This window comes from Pseudoalteromonas sp. RB2-MNA-CIBAN-0110, assembly GCF_040309305.1.
Taxonomy (GTDB): Bacteria; Pseudomonadota; Gammaproteobacteria; order Enterobacterales; family Alteromonadaceae; genus Pseudoalteromonas; species Pseudoalteromonas arctica.
Window position 1 is genome coordinate 1 of record NZ_JBEOOQ010000031.1, and the last position, 25,479, is coordinate 25,479.

Sequence of the window (25,479 nt, forward strand, 5' to 3'; positions counted from 1 at the left end):
GCGTCATTTAGGATTAGATGAAGCGATACTAGCGAAACGTCATCAGGTAAATGAGATGGCGAAATTACAGAATCCAAGTCGTTGGTCAGGAAAGTCTCGAGATTGGACGATGATCAATGAAGTAAATTTAAATCCAGAGAAAAAAGAAGCAATGCGGGCGGCATAAAATTTAATTTGATGCGACAACTAACTTGAAAAACTCCGCAAGGTATTTTTTAAAGAGTGGGAGGGTTGGCAGCATTTTTTAAATACATTTGATGAATCCTACTTTGATTTAAGCTCGGCAAAAAAAGCAGTTATATCTTTAGGGATTCAATCTAGTAGTGAATATGTTAAACGCTATAAAGAAGACCCCAGACTACCAGCGAAACCAACTAGAAAATATAAAGATGAATGGCCTGGCTGGTTTAGTTTTCTAGGAAAAGATATTAAATTTTATGAAAGTTATGAACTTGCTCAAAAAGCAGCTCTAAAGCTTGGTATAATTTCAGTAACTGAATACCGTGAGAACTATCACAACGATCCAATGCTCCCCGGTATGCCTAATAAAAAGTATGCCAAAAGTTGGCATGGTTGGCCCCACTTTTTAAATAAAACTTACAAGTTTTATACTTCTTACGCAGATGCCAAAAGTGCCACTCAAGCACTAGGAATTAAGTCTAACAGCGAATATAAGAAACGTTTTAAAGAAGATCTCCAACTACCATCACAACCATATAAGATATATGAAGAGAACTGGATAAACTGGGGGGATTTTTTAGGTAAAAAGCTTATACAGTTTTATCTGACATATGAGGAAGCTAAAGTTGCTGCAAAAAAACTAGGAGTCACTACATTAGTTCAATATAAACAAAAACGTTTGGATGACCCAAAACTTCCATCTTGTCCAGACCAAGTCTATTTGAAAGACTGGCTTGGCTGGAAATTTTTTTTAAATACTTCAAAGAAAGAAAAATATTTAACTCTTATTGAAGCTATGCAAGCCACGCAAGCAATGAATATCACTTCTCTTAAGGAGTATAAAAGTAAGTATCACTTAGATCCTTACTTACCAGCAAACCCCGGTGTAAAATATTGCAAAGAATGGATTAATTGGCATACTTTTCTAGGAAGTACCCCTAAATTTCATAGTTATGAAGAAGCACAGGAGGCTGTTATTGAATTAGGTATCAAAACAGCTGCTGAATATCGAGAAACTATAAAAAAGACTTGAAATTACCATCAGTTCCACGACAAACATATATCCATAGATGGGAGTCTTGGCAAGTCTTTCTTAAAGCAGCAAGCAAGTTTTATTCCACTTATACAGAAGCTCATAATGCAGCGAAAGCACTAAAAGTATCCTCTTTGTTAGAATACAAAACCAGGTATAAAGAAGATCCACGCTTAACTGTAAAACCTTTTTCTATATATGCAGATGATTGGATAAATTGGACAGAGTTTCTAGATTTGGAAAAGAAAATTTTTAAGTCTTATGAAGATGCTAAGAAAATTATCCAAACTTTAAATGTTATTAGTTTTGCCGATTATAAAAAATGTCCTTTAGCTGATTTGCATTTACCTAAAAACCCTGACAGCTATTACTCTATTAGTTGGACAAATTGGATAGATTTTGTCTTACCTGAAATCGTTGATAACTTAGAAATACTCAAAAAAGCATGCAAAATACTTAATATTAGTAACTCGAAGCAGTACCGGGAGGTACAAAAAAAATATAAACAATTACCTGGCAAGCCAGATAAAAAGTTTGAAAATTGGGTTGATTGGTATGATTTATTAAACATCTCTCGGCCATATTCATATGAAGAACTACGTTTAATAGTACTTAAATATAAATGTAAGACTTTAAAAGATTATAAAAATATGCGTACGAAACTACATGATCCGCGAATTCCTTCTTCGCCAGAAGAGACTTATAAAACATGTGGTTGGACAAACGCATATAATTTTCTTGGGACAAATAGACCATATCAAATTAAATATTTTGATCCAAAATGGAAATTATGGTCAGATTCCATAGTTGAATTTTTGAAATCTGCTAAAGCTGGTGATACAAAGGTTAAAGATTTATGTGAGTTTGTCCGTGAATATATTGAACCTAACAATTATGAAGTATCTCCTTTAGAGTTCCTTATAAGGGATAAAACTAATATACAACCAATGTTAGATTTGTTTGAAAAGGAATCTGTTTTACGTAAGAAAAAGTGGTTATTTTCAGTTAATGAGTTTTTAAATTGGACTATTGTTAACTTTTTAACTGTTGAAGATCCTGAAACGGGAGAAATTTCTAGAATTAAAGGAGCAAGAAACCCCTTTGTCCGAATTAACTTTGATGATGAAATAGCACCAGTTTTACTCAATGAAACAAATAAATTAGCTTTGCCTTATCAGTTTGTAAAAAGTGCTAGAGAGTGGATATTCCCTCCTAATGAGATTCAAAATAAGACTAACTATTCAGATCTCAAACACCTTCACAGAAGCTCAGCAGATTGGATTCAAATCAATGATTTATCCCTTATTGATGATACAGATCCTGATTGTATTATCAGGCAGGAAGGAGATAAAACATTCCTTTGGCTACCAATATACTGGACTTATACATATGCATTAATGCAGTTACCTGCAAGAGGAAGACAAATTGTTTATTGTGATTCGGGTGAGGCAGATGCTGAAGTGCCGGATATTAAAAATGGAGCAATTATCTGGAAACCAAATCGGAATAAGTTAACGGGTCTAACAAAGCAACAAAGTATGATAAACAAAACCAAAGATAATGACTTTGGTGTCCATTATACTTCAAATAAAACTCACTTTAGTGGTGAAGGTTATACCATAGCATTTATGCCAATCGAATTAGCTTATTGGCTCATTAAGTTGAGAAAGTGGCAAGAAAAGTATAACCCTATTTCAAAACCAACAAAGTGGTTTGATTGTAGGCGAACTAATTTAAATGAGGTACAGAGAAAACAAAAAGGTATTAATTGTTTTTTGTTCAGAGATTATCAAAATGAAGAGCCTGGTTTTTTTGGGTCTCGTTTAGCAAGCCGCCTTGCAGCAGCACTATTTTTTGCTTCGAAAGACCAACTGACTTCTGCAACTTATGCTGGAAAAAGTTTCAAAGAATGTCATCTTCAACTTGAACAGCAAGAGGGCATTGCTCTTAGCTTATTTAAATCTGAATATACTCCTCATTCTATGCGTGTGAGTTTAATTAATGCATACGTTTATGAGTTTGGTATGCCACTGGAAGTCATCATGAAGCTAGTTGGCCACTCATCTGTTGTGATGTCGATTTACTACTTAAAAAGCGATAAAACGGGGGCTAATCTTCGTGAAAAATTGAAGCTTGGTGAAAAACAAGCCTTAAGCAATGGGTCGGATACTTTAAAAAGCTTTATTGAATCCCAACGAATTGAAGAATGTAAAAAGCAATTACTTGGAAATAACCCTGAATTTCTGCAGACTTTAAACAATAGTAGACCTGCTTCTAGCTATCTGTTTAAGGACTTTGGAATCTGCCCTGTTGGCGGTGCGTTCTGTAGAGAAGGCGGTGATGCGGTTGCAACAAAGGCAAATATATATCACCCTGTGAATGCAGGTTACCTAGGTGAACAAAACTGTATTCAATGCAGGTTTTTTGTCACAGGTCCAGCTTTTATGATGGGTCTTTCAGCACTTTTTAATGAGGTTAGTCTAGCCGTTAATACTCAATCATATCGCTTTACAAGCTTAGAAAAAGAGCTAAATAATGCAGCTAGCAAAGTAGATGTTATTTCACATGAGTTGTATAAACAAAAAAATCAGCAATTAGAAGATGAAAAGCAACAGCTTCAAGCTCTCAGACGCAAATTAAATTCAGAAATTGAAACTAGAGCTAAAAAGTTGGATCTGTATATGGCTGACATGAACTCGCTTCATAAGCATCTGACCAATTGTCAAAAAGTAATAAATAACGATAAGCAACAAGAAGGTTCAAAGCTTCAGTTAATAGTACCAAATGAGTTTGAAATTAGCTTTGAACTCGATGATGTTAGCAGTTTTCAGCAACTTTCAGAAGTATGTGAGAATGCTGAACTTTATCATAGCTGTAGTGATGAACTAGCAGTTACACGGAGAAGCCAGGCTCTTGATAGGATGTTGCTGAACAATGGAATGAATCCTCAATTTATCTTTCTAACAGAGAAGCAGCAACTTGCGGTTGGCAATCAAATGACACAGCTTATGCTGTCAAGACTTCAAAGCTGGGAGAAGCTTGATAAGCTAATAAATGGTACTTTAGCTTTAAACGACTTTTTAGAAAAAGAAAGGTTGACCTTAATGGATATTAAATCATTATTCGCAAGTTCAACACCGTTAAATCAGGTAGATTAATATGACAGAATTATCGCCTAAAACAGTACTTGAACAACTTAAAAAGCAAACATCATCTCGTGTCCAATGCTCATTAGATGCAATTTTTCAAGTCTGTACAGAACAAAAAGAACGCGGCTTAAATGAATTTGGTTACTCTATTATTGCACGCCTTGGCAAAGGTCGTGGTGTTCCGGCAGCTCAAAGTTTGCGCAATAAGACCGGAGAACCATACCAAATCTTGATCGCGAGTTTTACAGATTCAAACTTCAAACCGGATAAATCAACAATTAGTTTGAATAAAGGAAAAAGCTTCTCTTGGATAGAAAAATTAAAAGACCCTGTAGTTAGGCTGCAAGCTAACATTCTCTACTCTCAAAAATTAGCAGCTGAAAAACTAGTAAAGGAAATTGTACCGATTGATCAAGTCATAGAATTTTATGACGGTGGGTCGTCTTCGTCACCACACTCAAAATTGACTGACTTAGAAAGAGAAGCTCTTGAATACCTCATATCTAAAGAGTTTATGCGCCGAGCTGGTTTGGAAGTGGGGCCAAACGGTAGTATATTATCAAGTAATGATAAAGATAATTTTCTCCCGGTTGCAATTTTAGATGCTGTTAAAAAAGCATTGCAGTATTTGTAATAGTGGGATGGGACAAACCATTTGTATACGAATCTAATAACGCGTGAAGGATTAGAAGGTCTTAATAAAGAGCTTAATTATCTTTGGCGCGACTACAGGCCCGAAATAACAAAAAAAGTAGCTTGGGCTGCTAGTCTTGGCGATCGTTCAGATAATGCTGATTATAAAGAAAATAAAAGGTTACTTAGACAGATAGATTCTCGAATTAGGTTCCTTAGGAAACGCATCGAAGCAGTCAAAGTCATTGGCTACTCTCCTCAACAAGCCGGCAAGGTTTTCTTTGGGGCATGGGTAGAGGTTCAAAATGATGATGGTGAAACAAAAATTTTTCGCATAGTTGGCCCTGATGAGATCTATGGTCGTAGCGATTACATATCTATTGACTCTCCTATGGCCAGAGCGATGCTAAAAAAGGAAGTTGATGATGAGTTTCAAGTGAAAACGCCAGTTGGGGTAAAAGAGTGGTTTATTAATAAAATTGAGTATAAGTAAAAAGCTAGTACAGCTTATGCCTTAGAGAGCCTCATATTTCTGCGTTACCCTCTTGAGCTTTAATCATCAAAGTCTTCTTTAATATACTGCTGTTAGTCTGCTTAGAGCTGTGGTTTCAACTGGTGAATGCAACGAGTGGTTGAATTCACAGCGGAAAGCGGACATTGAAAAAGTTAAACTTATTTTTGTTTTAATGAGTTGGCTTCTAATTTGTCCGATAATATTATTAACTGCCTTTTTAGTGCAAGATAATAAGCTTAGAATTTTAGCTATTTTAATTACTTATTTACAAAGGTTATTATTGGTGAAATTATCTGGGTATGTAATATACGCCGTTTTGGGGTGTTACAAACCACCAAAATGGTGTTCAATAAGCTCTTAGAAACCAAGGGAATGCATCGTGGGGCATAAATTTATATCTCAAAGAAAACAGAAGAAAGAAGACATGTTTGATGCATTAGTTAAAAATGCTATCGACTTCTTAGATTCATCTTTAGATGATCTTGATAAGAGACCTAAAAACTCGATTGTAGATTTCTATTCTTCAATCGAGCTATTTTTAAAAGCTAGATTAATGAGTGAGCATTGGACTTTGATTATCAGTCGGCCTGAATTGGCATCCATTGACAGCTTTCAAGTCGGGGATTTTCATTCGGTCTTCCTTGATGATGCTATTAAGAGAATGAAAAATATTCTTAATAGTCCAATTCCACAAAAAGCTATTGATGTATTTAAAGCTCTTGGTGAACACCGAAACCAAATTGTTCATTTTGCTCATACTAACTATCAAAATATTAATGCAACTAAAGTAAGTGTAGTTGTTGAGCAGTGGTGTGCGTGGCATTATTTACATGAGCTAATTGTTACTAGCTGGGCTCCAGTTTTTGATGATTACCTTGAGGAGATTACACGTATCCACAATCGGATGATGCGCCAAAAAGAATTTATTGCTATCAGGTTTGCTGAAATTTCACCTCAAATCGAAATTAAGAGAAAATCAGGTTCTGAAGTTGAGGTTTGTTCGCACTGCAAGATGAACGCTGCAGTTGTTGCAAAAAAAAATCATTGGGGTAATGACTACGAATGCATGGTTTGTGGGGTTACAGATACATCAATTAAGAATACTGAAGCGACATTACCCTGCAAAAGTTGCGGTAAAGATTTTCAATTTTTCGATAAGAAACTCACAAATTGTCCTCATTGTGATTTGGTAATAGACGATGATTATTTATCAGAAGCATGTAGAGAAAAATACTCTGAAGGCGATGGTTGGTGTGATGATGGAGAATGGGTCGCCTATTGTCATGCGTGCCACTGTGATGAACGATCTGTATTTTACATAGATGGATTATGGAGTTGTATATCTTGTTTTGATAGAGGCTGGCAAGCAGTTTCATGTCCAAATTGTGATGAGTTTGTTACTGGTGATATGGATACGATAAAATATTTTGCTTGTGTGAGATGCGAAGATGATGTTCGAGCAGGAATTGCTGAAAATGGTATCTAACAAGTCAAGGTAAGGCGCGTTATCAAAGTCCGCTTTTGGCACTTTTGCGAAGTTCGACTGAGAGTGTAGTGGTTAATAATTGTGATGCATGAAGTCAAGATTTGGCTTTTTTGTTTTTATTAGTAATTAAACTCGAAAATGGAAATACTTGTTATGGGTACACTTTATGTAATTGGAAACGGATTTGATATGCATCATGGTTTACCTACCTCGTTAGCAGGATTCCGTGACTATGCTAAAGACAGCGCATTCGGTCGATTGTACGAAAACGGTGTATTTATGATGTTAGCCCATCAAAAACTAGAAGTACACTGGAACAACTTGGAGGAAAACCTAGCTAACCTCGATGTTGATGAACTTATGGAACAAAAAAGAGAATATTATGATGATGACCCCCATGAAAATCAGTTCTTATATGAAGTTGAGGTAGCAATTGATGCAATAACTTTAGGGCTTGTCCAGGAATTATGTAGCTATTTAATTAAAGCTGAGAAACAGGATGTTGAAGCAGATAAACAATTAAGGCTCGATACTAATGCGCGTTTCTTAAGCTTTAATTACACCAATACTTTAGAACGAATATATGCAATCCCATCCGAGAATATTTGTTATATTCACGGTAATCTTAATAATCAAGCAGGGGTTGTTATTGGACATGCGATGAAAGATTCTGATTATAAGCCTGAGCCAAAGGTTGATATGTCAACTTGGCCTGAAGAAGTAATAGAAGCTTATACAGATGCGTATTCTCAAGACTATGAATCCGCACTTGAAAGTGCTCATAGTTATTTTAAAAAAAGCTTTAAAGACTCTGGTGATTGTTTAACGCTGGCGAGCGATTTTTTTTACCCTTTACGTGATATTGATAATGTTATAATCCTTGGGCACTCTTTAGCTGAAATTGATTATGTTTATTTTGAATATATTAATCAGCTTGTTGGGATGGAATGTCAATGGTGGGGGACGTATTACCCAAGCGATGAGAAAGAAAGTATATATGAAAGTCTCGAGATGATTGTTGGAGATAAAAATAGAGTGAATGTCTTTGAAATGTCGCAACTCCAAATACAAACAAAAGTATAAAGGTAGTGTAGTAGGCATATCAGATCCTACACTTATCGTTAACAGATGTAGACCGCTATGAAAACCCTGTAGCAATTGACTGTTATGCCACGGCGTTTAAGACATCGAAGAGTGAGCAGGAATCTATCAGCAGCTCAATATCACATCTATATGAAGGCGAGCTAAAAATAAACATTGAAAATATGACTTGCTCTAAACTATTCAGCGATTATTCAATAAGCTTGGGTTATGCGTAGAGTCAAGGATTTAACAAGCAAAGGCGGCCGACGCATAAATGAGCGGCTGCTTTGAGCATTATAAGCACATGGAGAGTTATGGATATATCGAAAGAAAAATTGCTCATTCTTGAAAATGCATTAAATCACATAAAACTCCCACGAACTGATAAAGTAATGGTTGCTAGTTCCTACTATTCCATTTGTATGGAACACTATAGATCGATACTTATCTTGGTTGAGCTAAAACTATATAGCTCAGCTAGCGCACTTTTAAGGTGTCTTTTTGAAAGTTATGTTAAAGGCTTATGGTTCTACTATTGTAGTGGAGAGTGTGATATTGCTTTACTAAGAAAAGATGAGTTTAAAAAGCAATTTGGTATGTTAGTTAAAGAAATAGAAGAAAAAAAAGTGAAAGGGCTATCAAATGCTAAAAGTAATAATTGGGACATATTAAATGGACTAACTCATTCGGGAGCTGGGCAGCTTTCTAGAAGAATTTCTGGTGACCAAATTGGCTCTAATTTTAATGAAGCTTTTATCGCAGAGACTATAAGTTTTGCGAATGATTATGGCTTACTCGCAGCAGGAGAGCTTGCATTAATTAGTGGTGATAAAACCGCCCAGGTTGCTGTACTTAAAGTTCAAGATGTATTTTGAGAAAAGTGCTTATAACAAGGTAATTAAATCGGGTGAAGATCACAAATACGACTGTCAGAGTGACTTGAGCCATTAATAAGCTCAAATCAACTTATTAACCTCTAATGTGATAGCTTCTTGTTAAATTAACCAAAGGTACAGATCTTGGCTTCATATATTGCAACCTGTTTATAGTGCGCATAACACCTCAGACACTTTGCTTTTAGGCGTTGTATCCATATTTGAGCCTGTTTACGGTATTTTTAATTAATTCACGGCCAGCTATAGTATCTATAAATATTGAAGGTTTTTTAGAGTCGAATTGGAGTGAAGGGGTATTCAACCAAATGTTAAATCGTTCTATATTTTCAAAGTAATCAAGACAAAAAGAGCTGACGTTTGCAATTTCAAATGCATTTTCACTTAAAGTGATATTTAAAGGCTTTAATTCCTTTTTATAGCGTACATATGAGCTATAGCTAGTTCTAATAGCTGAAGAAAACACTCGTATATCCCAGCCTAACTCCATCCTTAAATGCTCAGCATTTCTGATATTAAGACCTTGATTTATAAAGTTAATTTTCTCTAGGTGGCTTGAGCTTTCGCTGATCTTTCTATTGGTTAGAATCTCTATAAAGTCTATTTTTTTATGAATTTCAGAGAAGCTATACATAGCAACACCTCAAATTAAGTTATGTTTCCTCGTGTAACTGAAATCGATGTTACCTGTAGAGGTCTACTTGAGATAAATTCTAGCGTATTTACCTCAGCTCACTTAACCCTAAAGCAATAGCCTCTTGCTGAAAGCGGCCTGATATATTAATTATTCGCTCATAGGCACCGGTTAAAAAATGCTCCTCTGTCGCTTCAGGTCTATTGCCCATAGCTGGCTGCTCAAAAAAGTCAGCAAAGTTATTAAAATCAAACTGAGCTTTGGAAGGTTTTTTACTTTGTTTATTAAAAGTAATATTGCTTGAGTCTGTATCTGCGGTGTTTTTTCCAGCAGGAGTTTCAATTTTTTCAAACTTAACTACATCAGCTTCCAATGGAACATCTTGATTAACTCTATACGCGTATTCTAAAAGCTTAGGTTCGGCGGGCATGTACATAATAGCTTCTTGGTTCTTAGAGTTTGTTACCCTCAGTATGCGGCCCAATATTTGCCTAAAATGCATTTCTGTTTTTATGTTTGTAAGGTGGCAGCAAACCTGTAAACGAGGGATGTTTGTACCTTCGCTAATCATACCAACAGAAATAATCCACTTAGTTTGTGCATACCTAAACTGCTGAATAATACTTGTAGGTTCATTTTCTCGGTAGGTTACAACAATGCTATCCTCGTCAAAGTAAGTTCGCATTAACTTAGAGATTTGATGGGCATGCTCAACAGACGATGCAACAATTAACCCCGCTGCATCGGGGTTTTTCAATCTAATTGAGATAAGCTTTTTTTGAGCGGAAGAAATTATGTATTTTACTACCGCTTCATTTTCAATAATTTCTTGATAAGAAACGCCAGAGTCGTTTAATAACGCTTTAAAGCAGTCAAATGTTTTGGTTTCAACGTCATCTACAACTGTAATGTGGTTATTATCAACAGCTACTATTTTTGGAACCCGACACACATTATCTACAATAGCCTCTGAAAGCCCGTAAACGTAGTCACACGCTATTTTGTTGTTAGGCTGCTGATAAGATGAAAGAACAATAGGAGCAGCATCAGAGCGCCAAGGTGTACCTGTTAAGGCTAATGTGCATTGTGCTTTATTATGAATGTTAAGAATTATCTGCTCACCCCATGCATTAGCATTGTCAATATTAGAGCCAGCACAATGATGAATTTCATCAAATATTACAAAAACACGATATCGTTCAAATAGCTGCCAAAAGTGCACATCTAAATACTGTAAGCTTTGATATGTTAAAGTTCTACCTTTAGCGCCAATAAGCCCATCAAATCGTTCATTCGTTTTTAGTTGCAAGCTTTCCTTAAAGTCTTGAGATACAATTGAAGACGGTGAAAAGCAAATAATCACATCGACCATATTATTTTTTAATAATTGATCGGCTAATTCCGAGGCCATCAAGGTCTTACCCGCCCCAGGAGTTGCCAAGGCTAAAAAGTGGCTATTGCCGTTCTGATATTGTGTAAGCGCTAAATTAATACACTCGGCTTGCCATAGTCTTAGTTTCATATTTTCTCTAATGCTTCGCTCTGCTTCAGTAAGCCTTCAATCGCTCTAATCTTGCCAAGTATTCTTGTATTGTTGTCTCTCGCTTTGTTGTACTGTGGCTGTAGTTCATCTACCAGTTCGGGCGACTCCAAATAAAGCTCTTTATATGCCTCAGATTCCCCCATATTCAATAATAGATCGGCTTTGTAATGATTTAACTTACTAAGTAACAGCGAGTGTTTATCACCTGCCTTTTCTGTGGCTTTAATGGGTACTGAGCTGGCTAAATGAGTAATTATCTCAACGTTAAAACTCTCTGTTTTATTGAATCGCGTAAATCCTTTTTTATTTGATACCACTTTTTTCAGCCAGCCTTTTTTAACAAGCTTGAGCAATTCAGCATATATACTTCGCCTAACTGCTGTAGGTACTAAAGAAGAGTCATTTTTTAGTGCTAAGTACGCCGAGCGTACATCACTTGTTGTAAAGTTATCAAAATTTGGTGCAACAATAATTTGAGCTACGAGAGGATCAAATTTCAAAGTAAATCCTAATAAACTTCTTATAATAATGGGTATTATAGGGCGTGGTAGTTAAGCGCTCAACATGAAAATCTAATCATTTTGCCTTGAGGGAAATCAGGTGAGTGATTTAGTTAAACATTTTGGTGAAAAGCTACGAGAAAAACGCAAAGAAGCAGGTTATTCGCAAGAAGGTTTTGCGGCCTATGTAGGTATAGAGCGCGGTAATTATGGAAAAATGGAAAGAGGTAATGTGAATATTAAGTTAGAGACATTATACAAGCTAGCTAATGCGTTAAATTGTGAATTTGAAGACATAATGCCACCAAGGTTGATGTATAAACTCAATTTAGATTAATTAAAATACATTCAAATTCTACGAGTTTTTATTAATTAAAAGCACGTATCAAAATTAATTCCGGATTTTTTGTACAATATGCATGCATATTATTATCGAACAATAGAAGAAAAGTCACCTTTCATGTATAATAATATTGGTCAATATATTATTTAATTCGAGCATTTTTCATGGCTAGTTCAACGCAAATAAAAGCACTTATGCAATCGCATATCGATAAAGATGACGATAGATTTTTATCTATTGCGCTTCAAGTTGCTGCGCATGAAGCAAGAAGTGGTCATGGCAAACTAGCACAGGAATTAAAACAGCTTATTGATAAGGCAAAAAAAAAGAGCCTTAATAATCTACCTGTTTCAATTGCAAGTGGTGTCAAAGATTCTACGGGACTGCTGACAACAAGCTATCCTAAGCTACGTTTTAATGATCTTATAGTTTCTGAAAGTGTTAAAGGCCGGTTAAATCGCTTAGTCAAAGAGCAAAAACATTTATCAACACTAAAAAATCATGGTTTATCACCAAGAAGAAAATTACTATTAGCAGGAAAACCAGGTACAGGTAAAACTTATACGGCATCTGTACTTGCAGGAGAATTAAATTTCCCTTTATTTGAAGTCCGCCTTGATGCGGTGATTACTAAATATTTAGGTGAATCTTCAGCTAAATTACGTCAAATATTTGATGCTATTAGAGATGTAAGAGGCGTATATTTCTTTGATGAATTTGACGCATTAGGCTCTCACCGAGGATCAAATAATGACGTAGGTGAAGCACGAAGAATCCTAAATAGCTTCTTACAGATGATTGAACAAGATGATTCTAGTAGTGTCATTGTTTGTGCTACTAATCATATTGAAGCCCTTGACCATGCACTATTTAGGCGCTTTGATGATGTCATTCGCTACGAATTGCCGTCAGAGAGTGAAATAGTTTCACTTTTCAAGTCTAGACTTCATCCTTATGTTGCTAAGAATTTCTCATGGAAAAAGTTAGCATTGAAGTCAGATGGTCTAAGTAATGCAGAAGTTACTCAAGCTGCTAATGACGCAATCAAGGAGATGTTGATTCATGATTATTCGTCGATCACTATCACTATGCTTCAAGAAGCAATTGAAGATAGAAAGAGTATTAGTCAGCATTTCGCAATGTAATAGGGAAATTTAATGGCGAATAAGATTTATAATAAACCTCATTTTTTTTTAGAATCATATGGTTCGGCGCAAAAATTTACTTCACCAAGTGGTGGTGGAGGCCCTTCTAAAATAATCCCAGCCCGAAACCGAATAGCCCATAGTGGTAAATTACGAGGTGATTTATCGACTGTTTCAATTCAATTAGATCAACTTAAAAATGAGTCATCAGAAACTCCATTAAAAATGGGTATAGGTATTCAAGTTGAATTTGAAAGCTTTCCTGATATTGAAATTGCAGTGGAAAGCCTTGCTAATGCGACTCAAGGAATTGAACTTTATAACGTAAAGACAATCACCCATGATAATCAAATAAAAACTATTGCTACAGTTTTTATTCCAGATGGAAAGCTCCATCATTTTGAACAAAAAATTACCGATTATTTAAATAAGAAAAAGAACAAACATAAAAAACCTTTAGACAATCAGAAATTAATTGATTCAATACAGTCAATCCGAACTGCGGCATTTGCCGCTATTTGGTCTGATGATGACTCCTTATTACCAGATGATAAAGATGAATCTATTTGGTGGGAAGTATGGGTATCTACTCCGAAAAAAAGAAAAGAATCAATAAACTACTATAAAGAAATTATTGCTGATTTCACGTTAATAGCTAACGAGCTTAAAATTGAGGTTTCTCAACATAAGCTAAGATTTCCCGAACATACTGTTATTCAAGTTAAAGCGACTCAAAATCAACTAGCAAATAATACCTTACTACTAAGCCGAGTTGCTGAAATTCGCGCACCAAAAACCACAGCTGATTTTTTTGACTCTGCCCCCCATGAAGAACAAGAGCAATGGACAGAAGATTTATTGCAACGTCTAAGCGTGAATAACAGTGGTACTGAGCCTTACATTTGCGTGTTAGATACAGGCGTAAATGTAGAGCATCCTTTGTTGTCTCCTTTTGCAGGTCTTAATGATCAATTAACGGTTACTGATAACGGAGACGCTACGGATATTAATGGTCATGGCACAGAAATGGCTGGGCTTGCTATGTGGGGGGATTTAACCGATATACTTGGTTCTAATGATGTAGCAACTATTAATCATAAATTTGAATCAATTAAAGTTTTAGATCGTAGTGGTGATAATGAAGACAAGTCTCTAGGTTTAATAACTGCTAATGCGATTGCAACAGCAGAATTTGCAAATATTGAACGAAGCCGTATATTTTCAATGTCACTTTCAGCTAATACTGGGACAGACGGAGGCAGGCCTTCATCTTGGTCAAGTACGCTAGATTCATTAGCTGTAGATTATTTAGGGGAAGGAAAAAATCCTCGTTTATTTACTATATGCGCAGGTAATGTTCCGTTTGATTCTGATATGGAATACCCCGATACTAATCAACTACAAGATATTCATGACCCTGCTCAATCTTGGAATTCTATTACAGTTGGTGCTTATACCAATAAAGTGACTATTACAGAGTCCTGTGATTATCAACCATTAGCAAAAGTGGGGGGATTATCACCTTATAGTACGACTTCTCTTGTATGGGATAGAAAAAACGCCCCCATAAAACCCGAGATTGTTTTTGAAGGGGGGAATATTGGTAAAGATCAATATGGGTGTGCAGGAATGCAAGACTTACACTTACTTACTACTTTCCATGATTTCTCTCAACGGAACTTCCAAACCAGTAATGCTACAAGTGCAGCTACAGCGCTTGCCGCCCGCTTTACTGCGCAAGTAAAAGCCGAACACCCTGACTTGTGGCCTGAGACTATTCGGGCTTTAACTGTCCACTCCGCGGATTGGACAGATGAAATGTATCAATTAATAAATACAGGGCGCTCCAATAAAGCAATTAGAAAAAGTGATATGAGTAACTTAACTCGCATGGTTGGCTTTGGTGTGCCCAATTTAGAAAGGGCAGTTAAAAGTGCCAGCAACTCTCTTTCGTTAGTTATACAAGATGAATTACAACCGTTTTATAAGGATGGTAACGTTAAAACAAAGGATATGCATTTACATGATTTACCATGGCCGAAAGATACGTTACAAACAATAGGTGAGGCAGATGTTGAACTAACTGTAACGCTTTCTTACTTTGTTGAACCAAATCCATCAAGCCGTAATACTTTAAATAAATATAGCTACGCCAGTCATCAATTGCGCTTTGATGTAAAACGGCATGAAGAATCTTCTGCTGCATTTCAAAGTCGTATTAATGCAGCTGCGGAGGGGGGCAGACCAGATGACTCTCCGAGTGACTCTAATTGGACTTTAGGGGCTGATAACCGACATAGAGGCTCTATTCATAAAGACATTTGGAAAGGCAGTGCAGCAGAGCTTGCAGAGCGAGGACAAATTGCTATTTATCCTGCCAGTGGTTGGTGGAAAACTCGTACTTCACATGAGCGTTGGGATTCAAAAGCAAGATACTCTTTAATTGTTACTCTTTCAGTGCCTGAAGTAGATATAGATATTTATTCTGAAGTAGAAACTAAAGTAGAAGCTACTCTTCTAGCAAGTTCCGCGGTTGACGTTCAGGTTTAACAGTGTCTATCAATTAAGTTTACATGGCTTAATTGACATAACCCAAGAAAAACTTAGTTAAACTTTTTGAACCTTTCACTAAATAGTATGCTTAATTAGTATGTGTACTATTAAAATTTATTTGTTTATCAATGCAATTCTATTTCATAGTATGTTTTTAGAGGTACTAATTGCGTGTCTGCGTTCTCAGAGCGATCTCCGAGGCTGGCTGCCCAGCTTACTATTTTTGTTACTTCTGGGCGTTTAACGTTCCATAGTTGGTCGTGTTCTTGTTGTAATTGTAAGTAACCTTCGCGGGTGACTAAATTTGTTTTCATGGTGAATTCTTTATTAGCTCTAATGGTGTGCACGTTATTAAATTTGCCAAAACTTGTCGAGCGTAAAATGTAATAAAGTACGAGTAAGTAAGCTTTGAAATGTTCAGTAACAATCTAAGCAAGTAATTAGTTTTTGATTATTAAGTTTTTCATTTATATTAACTAGTAATTGGATATAAAAATAAGAAAGAGATTATGGGACACGAAACCACAAAAGTATTAGTTGTTGATGACGATATGCGCTTACGCAGTTTGCTTGAACGTTATTTAGTAGAGCAAGGCTTTATTGTTAGAACCGCAGGAAACTCGGAGCAAATGGATAGACTCCTAGAGCGAGAAAACTTTCACTTAATGGTTCTCGATTTAATGCTCCCAGGCGAGGATGGCTTATCTATTTGTCGCCGTCTACGCCAAAAAGAAAATGAAATTCCTATTGTTATGCTTACTGCAAAGGGCGACGAAGTAGATCGCATTATTGGCCTTGAACTTGGCGCTGACGATTACATTCCAAAACCATTTAATCCACGAGAGCTACTTGCTCGCATAAAAGCCATTTTACGTCGCCGCGCAAAAGAAGTGCCAGGCGCACCTGCTGCTGAAGAAAACTTAATCGCTTTTGGTAAATTTACGCTTAATTTAGCAACGCGCGAAATGAGTGAAGGGGATAAAACAATATCGCTTACCAGTGGTGAGTTTGCAGTGCTTAAAGCGCTTGTTTCGCATCCACGTGAGCCACTTAGCCGCGATAAGCTAATGAACTTAGCGCGTGGCCGCGATTACAGTGCGCTTGAGCGAAGCATTGATGTGCAAGTGTCGCGACTTCGCCGCATGATCGAAGTAGATGCTGCCAATCCACGATATATTCAAACCGTTTGGGGTTTGGGGTATGTGTTTGTTCCCGACGGTGAAAAGTAATATTTATGGGCATGTTTCCGCGCAGTGCTTTTGGACAAACTGTTTTTTTAGTGGCGGCTCTGCTGCTCATAAATCAAATAGTGTCTTATGTTACGGTTAGTTTTTATGTTGTAAAACCAACCATTGAGCAAGTTAACTTGATGCTTGCTAAGCAAATTAAAACAGTATTTATTGACTGGGAAGATGGCGTTGAAATAAACGACGAAGTATCTGCAAAGTTTTTTGAAATTACCGGCATTGAAGTCATGACTCAGCGAGAAGCGATGCGGCAAGGGCTTGGGCAAAGCCGCGAATATTCTATGCTATCGCGCAGCATGACTGAGCAACTTGGTGGTTATTCTCGTGTACGTATTAGCCAAACTGATCCGTTGATTTATTGGGTTGAAGCACCGCAAGCGCCAGGTTATTGGGTAAAAGTACCGCTTAAAGGCTTTAAAGAGAACAACTTAGAGTTTTTAACTTTTTACTTATCAAGTATTGGCTTTTTAAGTGTGCTGGGTGGGTGGTTGTTTGCAAGGCACCTTAATAGACCATTAAAAGCACTGCAACAAGCTGCAGTGAAAGTGGGTAAAGGCGACTTTTCTACCAAGTTAGAAGAACAAGGCTCAACAGAAGTAATAGAAGTAACGCGCGCGTTTAACCAAATGTCGCGCGGAATTGCTGCACTTGAAAACGACCGCCGTTTACTAATGGCCGGTGTATCTCATGATTTACGTACGCCGCTTACGCGTATCCGTTTAGCCACCGAAATGATGGTTGATGAAGATGACTATCTCCGTGAAGGTATTATTTACGATATAGAAGACATGAACGGGATTATTGATCAGTTTATTGAGTATCTACGCCACCATAAACGTGAAGAACTAAGTTGCGAAGATATAAATGCTTTAGTTGCCGAGGTTGTCAATTCTGAGCTTCAGCATCAACGTACTATTACGTTTAAAAGTAATCCAAATATAGGCAATATACCGTTAAGCTCTGTGGCTATTAAGCGTGTAATTACCAACATGATTGGTAATGCACTGCGTTATTCTGAGGGCGATATTGAAGTACTTAGCTACTTTAATTCAAACAAAAAGTATGTAGTTATCGCTGTAAACGATAATGGCCCCGGCATTCCTGAAAACGAACTAGAGTCTGTGTTTGAGCCCTTTAAACAAGGCGATGCAGCTCGCGGAAGTGAAGGCAGTGGCCTAGGCCTTGCTATTATTAAACGCATTGTTGATATGCACGACGGTAAAGTAAAACTAGAAAACCGCCCAGAAGGCGGTTTAAGTGCACAAGTATATTTGCCAATAAAGGTATCAACCCCTGCATAGTAAATGCAGGGGCTTTATTATATTAAAGTGCTTTAAAACGAATAGCTGTACCGCCACTAGTGGCTAATTTAAGCGTTAGTTTATCGCTTGCAGTTACAACACGTTTTTCGATAGCTAGATCGTACGGATTGTTTTTCCACTCTGCGCTTTTACCATCTTTATAAATTTGTGCTTCAAACTTTTTGCCTTGCTCTAAAAAGTCGAGTTTTACCTCAATAGTTCTGGCTTTTTCGTCAGTAACAGCACCTAGGTACCAATCGTTTCCTGAGTATTTAGTGCTTTTACGTTCTTTACGAGCGAATACAATAAAGTCGCCTACTTCACCATCAATAGCAATGCTTTGCTGCCAATCTGTTGGTACGTCTTGAATGAATTGAAATGCATCGGGCTTAGCCAAGTAGTTTTTAGGTAAGTCGGCAGCCATTTGAATTGGGCTATACAAAACAACATAAAGTGCGAGTTGTTTGGCGAGTGTGGTTTGTGGGCGGTTTGTATCGCCTCCTAAACCATTAAAGCTCATATCAAAAATACCTGGCGTAAAGTCCATTGGTCCTGCAAGCATGCGGGTAAAAGCAAGCATTGGTACATGCTCTGGTGGATTAGGAGGTGAACCCCATGCATTGTATTCTTGTCCGCGTGCGCCTTCGCGCGCAATCCAGTTTGGATAAGTACGGCGCAGGCCTGTATCTTTAATTGGCTCGTGAGTATTAATGCTAATTTTATGTTTAGCTGCAAGTTTTACGTTATAAAGGTATTCGTTAACCATAAACTGGCCGTCATGCCATTCGTGGCGAGCAACACCGTTTTTGTCTATACGTTTTATATTTCCGCCATCGGCTACATAACCTGTTTTTACTTGGCTTACGTTTGATTTTTCGTAAAGGGCAAAGGCATCTTCCATTTGGTCACGGTAGTTGCTTACATTGCCTGATGTTTCATGGTGGCCAATGAGCTGTACGCCTTTTTCTTTGCCGTATTGAGTCAGTGCTGCTATATCAAAGTCGTCGTACGGTTTGGTAAAGTTAAATACATCGCCATTAAAATACCAATCGCCATCCCAGCCAATATTCCAGCCTTCAACGAGTACGCCATCAAAACCATACTGCGCTGCAAAATCCATATAGTATTTTGTGGTTTGCGTAGTGGCGCCGTGTTTTTTACCGCTACCCCAAGTTTGCGTGTTTATATGCATACCCCACCAGATACCCACGTATTTGCCAGGCTTAACCCACGACACGTCGCCGAGTTTATTAGGCTCGTTTAGGTTTAGTATTATATCTGAATTAACTAAGCCAACAGCGCTGTCGGCTATTTGAATGGTGCGCCATGGTGTTTTAAAAGCACCTTGTTTTTTAACTGCAACACCATCTGACCACGGTGTTAAATCGGCAGTGAACGTACCAGAGCGGCGTTGATTAAGCACCATGCCTGCGTAATCAACAAGTGCGGCTTCATGAATACTAATATGAGTACCGTCACTTGTTTTAAACGTAAATGGTGTGTGAGCTAGTGGAGCTTCGTTAAGTGGGGTAGTGTTGTAAACATATTCGTAGCGGTTCCAGCCACGAGCAGGTATCCACCATGCTGTTGCATCATGGCTATTGTTTATTGCAAATTCAGTTAACTCTTTGGTTATTTCTGTATGTTCGAACCCGGCTTGTTGTGGTACTTCGTATCTAAAACCTACACCACTATCAAATGCTTTAAATCGAATAGTGTAGGTACCTTTATTTGGCTCGTTTTTTGTAAAGGTAACGGCTACTTCGTTATATTCGTCAACAACGTTTTGGCGTTCGCCCCAGGGTTGTTGCCACTGCGAGTTAACGCTTTGTTGTTCAATGCTTTTAATTTTAAAGCCATCGCTAAAAGCTGCTTGTGTTTTAAATTCAAACCCCAGTAAAGATTTGTTTATAACCGCTTTGTTTTTAAATTTTATTGCGTAGCTTGGCGTGTTGTTCTCGTCAGAGATGCTTACTGTTATTTGTGTGTCTGGCGATTTTAGCTCTACGGTTTGTCCGTAGCTATTACTAGCAAAGGCTAAAAGCACAAGTGCTGGTATTCTCATGGTGTGTCCTTAGATGAGTCGGTGGTGACATCTAAGGATAATGACTGTTGATGATTAATACGACTGCTTACATACGTATTCAATGTTTTAAAAAATAGAAAGAATTTGGTGGCTTAATCGGTCTATAATGTAAACAAATTGATAATAGCGACAAGAAAATGATAAAAAGCTTACTTTATGTATTTTTACTAAGTGTTAGTACTGGAGTTTTTGCAGCAAATATTACAATTAAAAATGCTAATAATGACCCATTACCTAATGCTGTTGTATGGCTAACTGCAGGAGACCCCTCTAGCGTTATTCCTCCAGAAGCACCTTATGCGATGACCCAGCAAAATAGAGAATTTAAGCCGCGTATTTTAGTTGTCCCACAAAATGCAAAGGTAGAGTTTCCGAATGCGGACTCAATCATGCATCATGTTTATTCATTTTCTAAAGCCAAAACGTTCGAATTAAAGCTATATAAGGAGCACCCAAAAGCGCCCATTACTTTTGATCAAACGGGTGTTGTTGAGCTTGGCTGTAATATTCATGATTGGATGTTAGGTTATATTGTGGTGGTAGATAGTACTATTTTTGCAATCACTGATGAAAACGGGAATGTTGATTTAAATGCCAATGCAGGCGAATACATGTTAAGTGTTTGGCATTCTGGGTTTAGTGATATTAGTAAGGTTGAATCTCAAACTATCAATGTGGCTACTAACCCTATCACTTATAAAGTAAAGCAGGAAATTGCGGAGCAAATTGACTTTGCTACGGATGAATTTGATGACTATTAATCGCTTAACGAGGCTGGCATTTTTAGCCGGTGCTTTATGTTTTAGTAATGCATTGTATGCACAAGTAAAAGGCTTGATACAAATTAGAGCCGTGCAGGGTGACGATATACGTAGCTTCCAAGAGGGTGGCCTTGGGCTATATCGGCACGATACTACAAGCGACGAACTTATTTTATCCCAAGGTATTTTAGATTTAAATGTTGATTTAGCATCTAGTTGGTCGGCTCATGGGGTGTTAAATGCGAATCAAGATCCTGACGTTGGCCTTGGTTTTACGCAGGCTTATATAAAGTATCAGCCGCTATCTAGCAGCAACTATAAATGGCACATGCGCGTGGGGGGCTTTTACCCACTTATGTCGCTTGAAAACCCTGATATAGGATGGACTTCTCCTTATAACTATACAAACTCAGCTATTAATAGCTGGATTGGCGAGGAAGTACGCACTATTGGCGCAGAGGTAACTATTAAGCGCCCAGCAAAACGTTTTAACAGCGCTCATAGCTTTAGTTTTGTAGGTGCTACATTTAAAGGCAATGATCCTGCCGGTACTTTACTTGCGTGGCGTGGTTTTGCATTACACGATAGGCAAACTACATTTAACGAAAGTGTTAAATTTGCGCCTATAGCGGCATTAAATGCATACGAATTACGTTGGCAGGCTAATAAGGTTTTACCGTTTGAAGAAGTAGACGGGCGTTTTGGCTATTACGCTGGCGTACATTGGGATTACTTAAAAAAATCACAATTTCGAATTTATTATTACAACAATAACGGTGACCCAACCACACTTAATATTAGTACAGGGCAGTATGCTTGGGATACTCGCTTTACAAGCGCCGCTTGGCTTTATAAGTTTAATAGTAAAACACGTTTAATAGCACAGGTACTTAATGGTAAAACTGAAATGGGCAGTAACGCATTAATTGATAATGCTTTTTATAGCCATTATTTAATGCTGAGCCATAAAGAAGGCAAACATCGAGTTTCAGTACGTTATGATTATTTTAAAGTTACTGACAACGACACAACCGCGTTTGACCCTAATGCAAGTAATGGGGAAGGCTTAACCGCAACATGGCGCTACCAGCTCACTAATAAACTACAAATAGGGGTTGAAGGTTCTGCACTTAAAAGTGTTGCAAAAAATAGAGAGCCAATTGGATTTAATGAACGAATCTCGCAGCAGCAAATAATGCTAAATGCGCAATGGCGTTTTTAAAAGCATAAAAAAGGGAGCATTTAAATGCTCCCTTTTTAGTTTAATAAAATTGGTATAGATTATACCAACCTGCATAAATCTTTGATCAATTTAACGAATTAAATTGCACTATAACGTCGTTAAAAATTTTTTATTTAGAACAACTAGATACAAAAATTTTTGCCTAGTTCTAGCGTAATTTTCTTAACGTTAAATAGACCCTATATATAAGCAGATTGGTATTATTTTTTATCGAATGCGCGTTTCATGTAGTTAGGTGTAGCGAGTGCACCATGGTGAATACCGTTGTTATAGTACTCGCTGTGCTGTGCAATATTTGCAGCTGCATCTTCTCTAAAACCGTCAAATGCTTGTGATTTACGTGCAAGTGTTACTGACCATAAACCGCTTGGGTAAATTGGTTGTGGAAATGGTAATGTTTGTAAATCGTTAAAGCCTACGCTTAACATTGCTTCGCGCATTTCAACTAATAGTGGCATGTGCATAAGTGGTGATTCACTTTGTTGTACTAAAATACCACCTGGGCGCAGTGCATCTAAACAGCTTGTGTAAAACGCATGGTTAAATAAACCCTCACCTGGACCTACCGGATCTGTGCCATCAACAATCACTACGTCGATAGATTCGCCAGCGGCTTCGCGCATGTATTTAATACCGTCGTCAAACATAACAGTTGCACGGGCGTCGTTATTAGATTCACAAAGCTCTGGGAAGTATTTTAACGACATTTGCGTTACTACTTCGTCGATATCTATTTGCGTTACAGTTTCTACGCCTGGGTGTTTTAATACTTCGCGTAAAGTACCGCAGTCGCCGCCGCCAATAATAACGACGTTTTTAGGGTTTGGATGCGCTAAAAGTGCAGGGTGGCTGATCATCTCATGATAAAAGAAGTTTTCGCGGGTTGTTACCATAGTACACCCGTCGATGATCATTAAATTACCAAAGTCTGTGGTTTCAAACATTTCTACCTTTTGAAAAGGAGACTGTTTTTCATCTAACTTTTTATTAATACGTAATGAAAATGCGCTGCCATCGCGGTCGCTAATTTCAGTAAACCACTTACTTTGATCTAAATTTGCCATAGTTACTATTACACTTTTTAGGTTGAGTATGAAAAAGGGGCAATTCTGCCAGTGCTTGGCGTTTTGCTCAATGACATTTTAACTGATTTGACGAATAAAGTTAGTTAGGAGTGAGTGAAAGTTCAATTTTTGTTAGCCTAGTGGATAGTGACGTATTAAAATGCGCCTTTATACCTAATTGACTAAAGAAGAGTTGCCATGACCTGGGGTTTAGAAACAGCACGCGCCACTTATAACGTTGCTCATTGGAGTGATGGTTATTTTGATATTAACGCACAAGGCGAACTGGTGGCTTACCCAGATGGCGACCAAACAAAACCGGCCATTTCTTTAACGCAATTAACTGAGCAGTTTAAGCAACAAGGTTTAACGCTGCCGGTTTTAGTACGCTTTACCGATATTTTAAAAAATCGTGTAGACACCCTTACTAACGCGTTTACGCAAGCGCGAGCAAATCGTGAATATAACGGAAAATACACCTGTGTTTACCCAATTAAAGTAAATCAGCAACGTTCTGTAGTAAGTAAGCTATTAGCGCATCCAAGCGGGCTTGTTGGCTTAGAAGCAGGCTCAAAGCCAGAACTTATGGCTATTTTGGGTGTAGCAAAAGAGCCAATCACAATAGTGTGTAACGGCTATAAAGACAGTGAGTTTTTACGCCTAGCGTGTATTGGTCAAGCAATGGGCCACAGCGTAAAAATTGTGGTAGAGAAGCTTTCAGAACTGACCACACTACTTGAAGAAATAGACAACTTAGGCATTGAACCGGCTATTGGTATTCGCATTCGCCTAAACTCAGTAGGCAAAGGCAAGTGGCAAAACACGGGCGGCGAAAAAGGCAAGTTTGGTTTAACAGCAGGCCAAGTACTAAGTGCTGTTGAAGTGCTTAAAAAGCATAATAAGCTGCACTTAATGCAAATGGTGCATTTTCATATTGGTTCTCAAATTGCCAATATTCGTGATATTCACCGTGCTTTACGTGAATGCGCGCGCCATTTTGCTGAGCTTACACAATTAAACGTACCGTTAAATACTGTTGATGTTGGCGGCGGCTTAGGCGTTGATTACGAGGGCTCTGGCTCGCGTAGTGCGTGTTCAATGAATTACACCGTAGAAGAGTATGCGCGTAACGTAGTGAATGCATTTGCAGAAGTGTGCGACCAACATAACCTTACGCATCCGGCTATTATCACCGAGTCGGGGCGTGCTTTAACCGCTCACCATGCGGTATTAATTACCGATGTAATTGACGTAGAAAAAGCGCCTAATCATTTAAATCCAGAGCCACCGGTTAAAAACAGTGCATTAGTGCTTGATGAAATGTGGCAGTGTTTACAACGTTTAAATCCGCGTATGGCATTAGAGATTTATCACGACGCTATGCACTTATTTAGCGAAGCGCACGATCAGTACGTGCATGGCTTAGTAAGCATGCTAGAGTGGGCGAAAATAGAGCAGCTTTACTTTACTATTTTACATCGTGTACGTGCATCGCTTAGTAATAATGCACGTGCGCACCGTGAAGTACTCGACGATTTAAACGAAAAGCTTGCTGATAAACTCTTTGTTAACTTTTCATTATTTCAGTCGTTGCCTGATGTATGGGGTATTCAGCAGTTGTTTCCGGTGATGCCAATCGAAAATTTAACTCAGCCATTGACTCAGCGCGCGATTATTCAAGATATTACCTGCGATTCTGACGGGCAAATTCGTGAGTACGTTGAAGGCGCAGGTATCGAAACCAGCCTACCAATACCAGAATATAAGCATGGCGAGCAATACCACATTGCTATGTTCATGGTAGGCGCGTATCAAGAAATTTTAGGTGATTTACATAACCTATTTGGTGACACTGATTCGGTGCACGTAGAGCTTAACGACGATGGTTACGTGTTAACCAATGCTATAAAAGGTGATAGCGTTAAGGATGTATTAAAGTTTGTTGACTATGATAGCGCCATTTTAGCTGACAACTTTGCGTACCAAGTTAATAAACTTGATGTATCGACGCAGTGTAAAGAAGGTTATTTAGCTGAGCTTAATGCAGGCCTTGAAGGCTATACCTATTTTGAAGATTAATTTGTAAGC

20 protein-coding genes and 2 pseudogenes are annotated in these 25,479 nt (G+C 37.8%); 16 read left to right on the forward strand and 6 right to left on the reverse strand.

What is annotated here, in order from left to right; translation table 11 throughout:
* Positions 1 to 310 precede the first annotated feature (310 nt).
* The 8 genes and pseudogenes from AAEY68_RS14615 to AAEY68_RS14650 form a co-directional block, all read left to right on the forward strand.
* Positions 311 to 418: pseudogene (locus tag AAEY68_RS14615) on the forward strand (integrase repeat-containing protein); the annotation flags it as partial.
* 120 nt (positions 419 to 538) lie between these two features.
* Positions 539 to 1,213, forward strand: a complete 675-nt coding sequence (locus tag AAEY68_RS14620) for an integrase repeat-containing protein (protein ID WP_350586223.1) — start codon at positions 539 to 541, stop codon at positions 1,211 to 1,213.
* Positions 1,210 to 4,371, forward strand: coding sequence for a gamma-mobile-trio integrase GmtZ (gene gmtZ, locus AAEY68_RS14625; protein WP_350586225.1), 3,162 nt, complete (start codon positions 1,210 to 1,212; stop codon positions 4,369 to 4,371). Before AAEY68_RS14620 ends, gmtZ begins: the two co-directional genes overlap by 4 nt.
* A gap of 1 nt (position 4,372) precedes the next feature.
* Positions 4,373 to 4,996, forward strand: coding sequence for a gamma-mobile-trio protein GmtX (gene gmtX, locus AAEY68_RS14630; protein WP_350586227.1), 624 nt, complete (start codon positions 4,373 to 4,375; stop codon positions 4,994 to 4,996).
* A gap of 21 nt (positions 4,997 to 5,017) precedes the next feature.
* On the forward strand, positions 5,018 to 5,488 hold the full coding sequence (gene greB / locus AAEY68_RS14635) for a transcription elongation factor GreB (protein WP_350586229.1): 471 nt from the start codon (positions 5,018 to 5,020) through the stop codon (positions 5,486 to 5,488).
* A gap of 400 nt (positions 5,489 to 5,888) precedes the next feature.
* Positions 5,889 to 6,995 carry a hypothetical protein gene (locus AAEY68_RS14640; protein WP_350586231.1) on the forward strand — a complete coding sequence of 369 codons (1,107 nt, stop codon included), beginning with the start codon at positions 5,889 to 5,891 and terminating at the stop codon, positions 6,993 to 6,995.
* Between the two features lie 153 nt (positions 6,996 to 7,148).
* The gene (locus tag AAEY68_RS14645) at positions 7,149 to 8,078 is read left to right on the forward strand and encodes a bacteriophage abortive infection AbiH family protein (RefSeq protein ID WP_350586233.1); all 930 of its coding nucleotides are present in this window, start codon (positions 7,149 to 7,151) and stop codon (positions 8,076 to 8,078) included.
* Between the two features lie 314 nt (positions 8,079 to 8,392).
* A complete protein-coding gene (locus AAEY68_RS14650; protein ID WP_350586235.1) occupies positions 8,393 to 8,953 on the forward strand; it encodes a DUF6988 family protein in 561 nt (186 codons plus the stop codon).
* A 202-nt stretch (positions 8,954 to 9,155) separates the two neighbouring features.
* On the opposite strand, the gene AAEY68_RS14655 is transcribed toward AAEY68_RS14650, so the two are convergent.
* The 3 genes from AAEY68_RS14655 to AAEY68_RS14665 form a co-directional block, all read right to left on the reverse strand.
* Positions 9,156 to 9,605 carry an antitoxin Xre/MbcA/ParS toxin-binding domain-containing protein gene (locus AAEY68_RS14655; protein WP_350586237.1) on the reverse strand — a complete coding sequence of 150 codons (450 nt, stop codon included), beginning with the start codon at positions 9,603 to 9,605 and terminating at the stop codon, positions 9,156 to 9,158.
* An 88-nt stretch (positions 9,606 to 9,693) separates the two neighbouring features.
* Positions 9,694 to 11,127 (reverse strand): DEAD/DEAH box helicase, encoded by a 1,434-nt coding sequence (locus tag AAEY68_RS14660; protein WP_024591388.1) that lies wholly within the window; start codon positions 11,125 to 11,127, stop codon positions 9,694 to 9,696.
* The gene (locus AAEY68_RS14665) at positions 11,124 to 11,648 is read right to left on the reverse strand and encodes a VspR family transcription factor (protein WP_024591387.1); all 525 of its coding nucleotides are present in this window, start codon (positions 11,646 to 11,648) and stop codon (positions 11,124 to 11,126) included. Before AAEY68_RS14665 ends, AAEY68_RS14660 begins: the two co-directional genes overlap by 4 nt.
* Before the next feature lie 100 nt (positions 11,649 to 11,748).
* Here AAEY68_RS14665 and AAEY68_RS14670 point away from each other — a divergent pair, with 100 nt between their 5' ends.
* The 3 genes from AAEY68_RS14670 (at position 11,749) to AAEY68_RS14680 (ending at position 15,686) form a co-directional block, all read left to right on the forward strand.
* Positions 11,749 to 11,985, forward strand: coding sequence for a helix-turn-helix domain-containing protein (locus AAEY68_RS14670; protein WP_024591386.1), 237 nt, complete (start codon positions 11,749 to 11,751; stop codon positions 11,983 to 11,985).
* Positions 11,986 to 12,155: 170 nt separating this feature from the next.
* Positions 12,156 to 13,136 (forward strand): AAA family ATPase, encoded by a 981-nt coding sequence (locus tag AAEY68_RS14675; protein WP_024591385.1) that lies wholly within the window; start codon positions 12,156 to 12,158, stop codon positions 13,134 to 13,136.
* 12 nt (positions 13,137 to 13,148) lie between these two features.
* Positions 13,149 to 15,686, forward strand: coding sequence for a S8 family peptidase (locus tag AAEY68_RS14680; RefSeq protein WP_024591384.1), 2,538 nt, complete (start codon positions 13,149 to 13,151; stop codon positions 15,684 to 15,686).
* Positions 15,687 to 15,856: 170 nt separating this feature from the next.
* On the opposite strand, the pseudogene AAEY68_RS14685 reads toward AAEY68_RS14680, so the two are convergent.
* A pseudogene (locus AAEY68_RS14685) lies at positions 15,857 to 16,003 on the reverse strand (transcription elongation factor GreB); the annotation flags it as partial.
* A 195-nt stretch (positions 16,004 to 16,198) separates the two neighbouring features.
* Here AAEY68_RS14685 and ompR point away from each other — a divergent pair.
* Both ompR and envZ read left to right on the forward strand, forming a co-directional pair.
* Positions 16,199 to 16,918: an osmolarity response regulator transcription factor OmpR gene (gene ompR / locus AAEY68_RS14690; protein ID WP_002959552.1), complete on the forward strand. Its 720-nt coding sequence runs from the start codon at positions 16,199 to 16,201 to the stop codon at positions 16,916 to 16,918.
* Positions 16,919 to 16,923: 5 nt separating this feature from the next.
* On the forward strand, positions 16,924 to 18,237 hold the full coding sequence (gene envZ, locus AAEY68_RS14695) for a two-component system sensor histidine kinase EnvZ (RefSeq protein WP_007584979.1): 1,314 nt from the start codon (positions 16,924 to 16,926) through the stop codon (positions 18,235 to 18,237).
* Between the two features lie 22 nt (positions 18,238 to 18,259).
* On the opposite strand, the gene AAEY68_RS14700 is transcribed toward envZ, so the two are convergent.
* Positions 18,260 to 20,302, reverse strand: a complete 2,043-nt coding sequence (locus tag AAEY68_RS14700) for a glycoside hydrolase family 97 protein (protein ID WP_350586239.1) — start codon at positions 20,300 to 20,302, stop codon at positions 18,260 to 18,262.
* A 158-nt stretch (positions 20,303 to 20,460) separates the two neighbouring features.
* Here AAEY68_RS14700 and AAEY68_RS14705 point away from each other — a divergent pair, with 158 nt between their 5' ends.
* Positions 20,461 to 21,084, forward strand: a complete 624-nt coding sequence (locus tag AAEY68_RS14705) for a cupredoxin domain-containing protein (RefSeq protein ID WP_350586241.1) — start codon at positions 20,461 to 20,463, stop codon at positions 21,082 to 21,084.
* Entirely contained in the window at positions 21,074 to 22,306 is a 1,233-nt protein-coding gene (locus AAEY68_RS14710) for a hypothetical protein (protein ID WP_350586243.1), read from the forward strand. The genes AAEY68_RS14705 and AAEY68_RS14710 overlap by 11 nt, the downstream gene beginning before the upstream one ends.
* A gap of 221 nt (positions 22,307 to 22,527) precedes the next feature.
* On the opposite strand, the gene speE is transcribed toward AAEY68_RS14710, so the two are convergent.
* Positions 22,528 to 23,391: a polyamine aminopropyltransferase gene (gene speE, locus AAEY68_RS14715; protein WP_007584590.1), complete on the reverse strand. Its 864-nt coding sequence runs from the start codon at positions 23,389 to 23,391 to the stop codon at positions 22,528 to 22,530.
* Positions 23,392 to 23,589: 198 nt separating this feature from the next.
* Between speE and speA the strand changes: the two genes are divergently transcribed.
* Complete coding sequence (gene speA / locus AAEY68_RS14720; RefSeq protein ID WP_350586245.1) at positions 23,590 to 25,470, forward strand: biosynthetic arginine decarboxylase; 1,881 nt, start codon at positions 23,590 to 23,592, stop codon at positions 25,468 to 25,470.
* Positions 25,471 to 25,479: the final 9 nt, after the last annotated feature.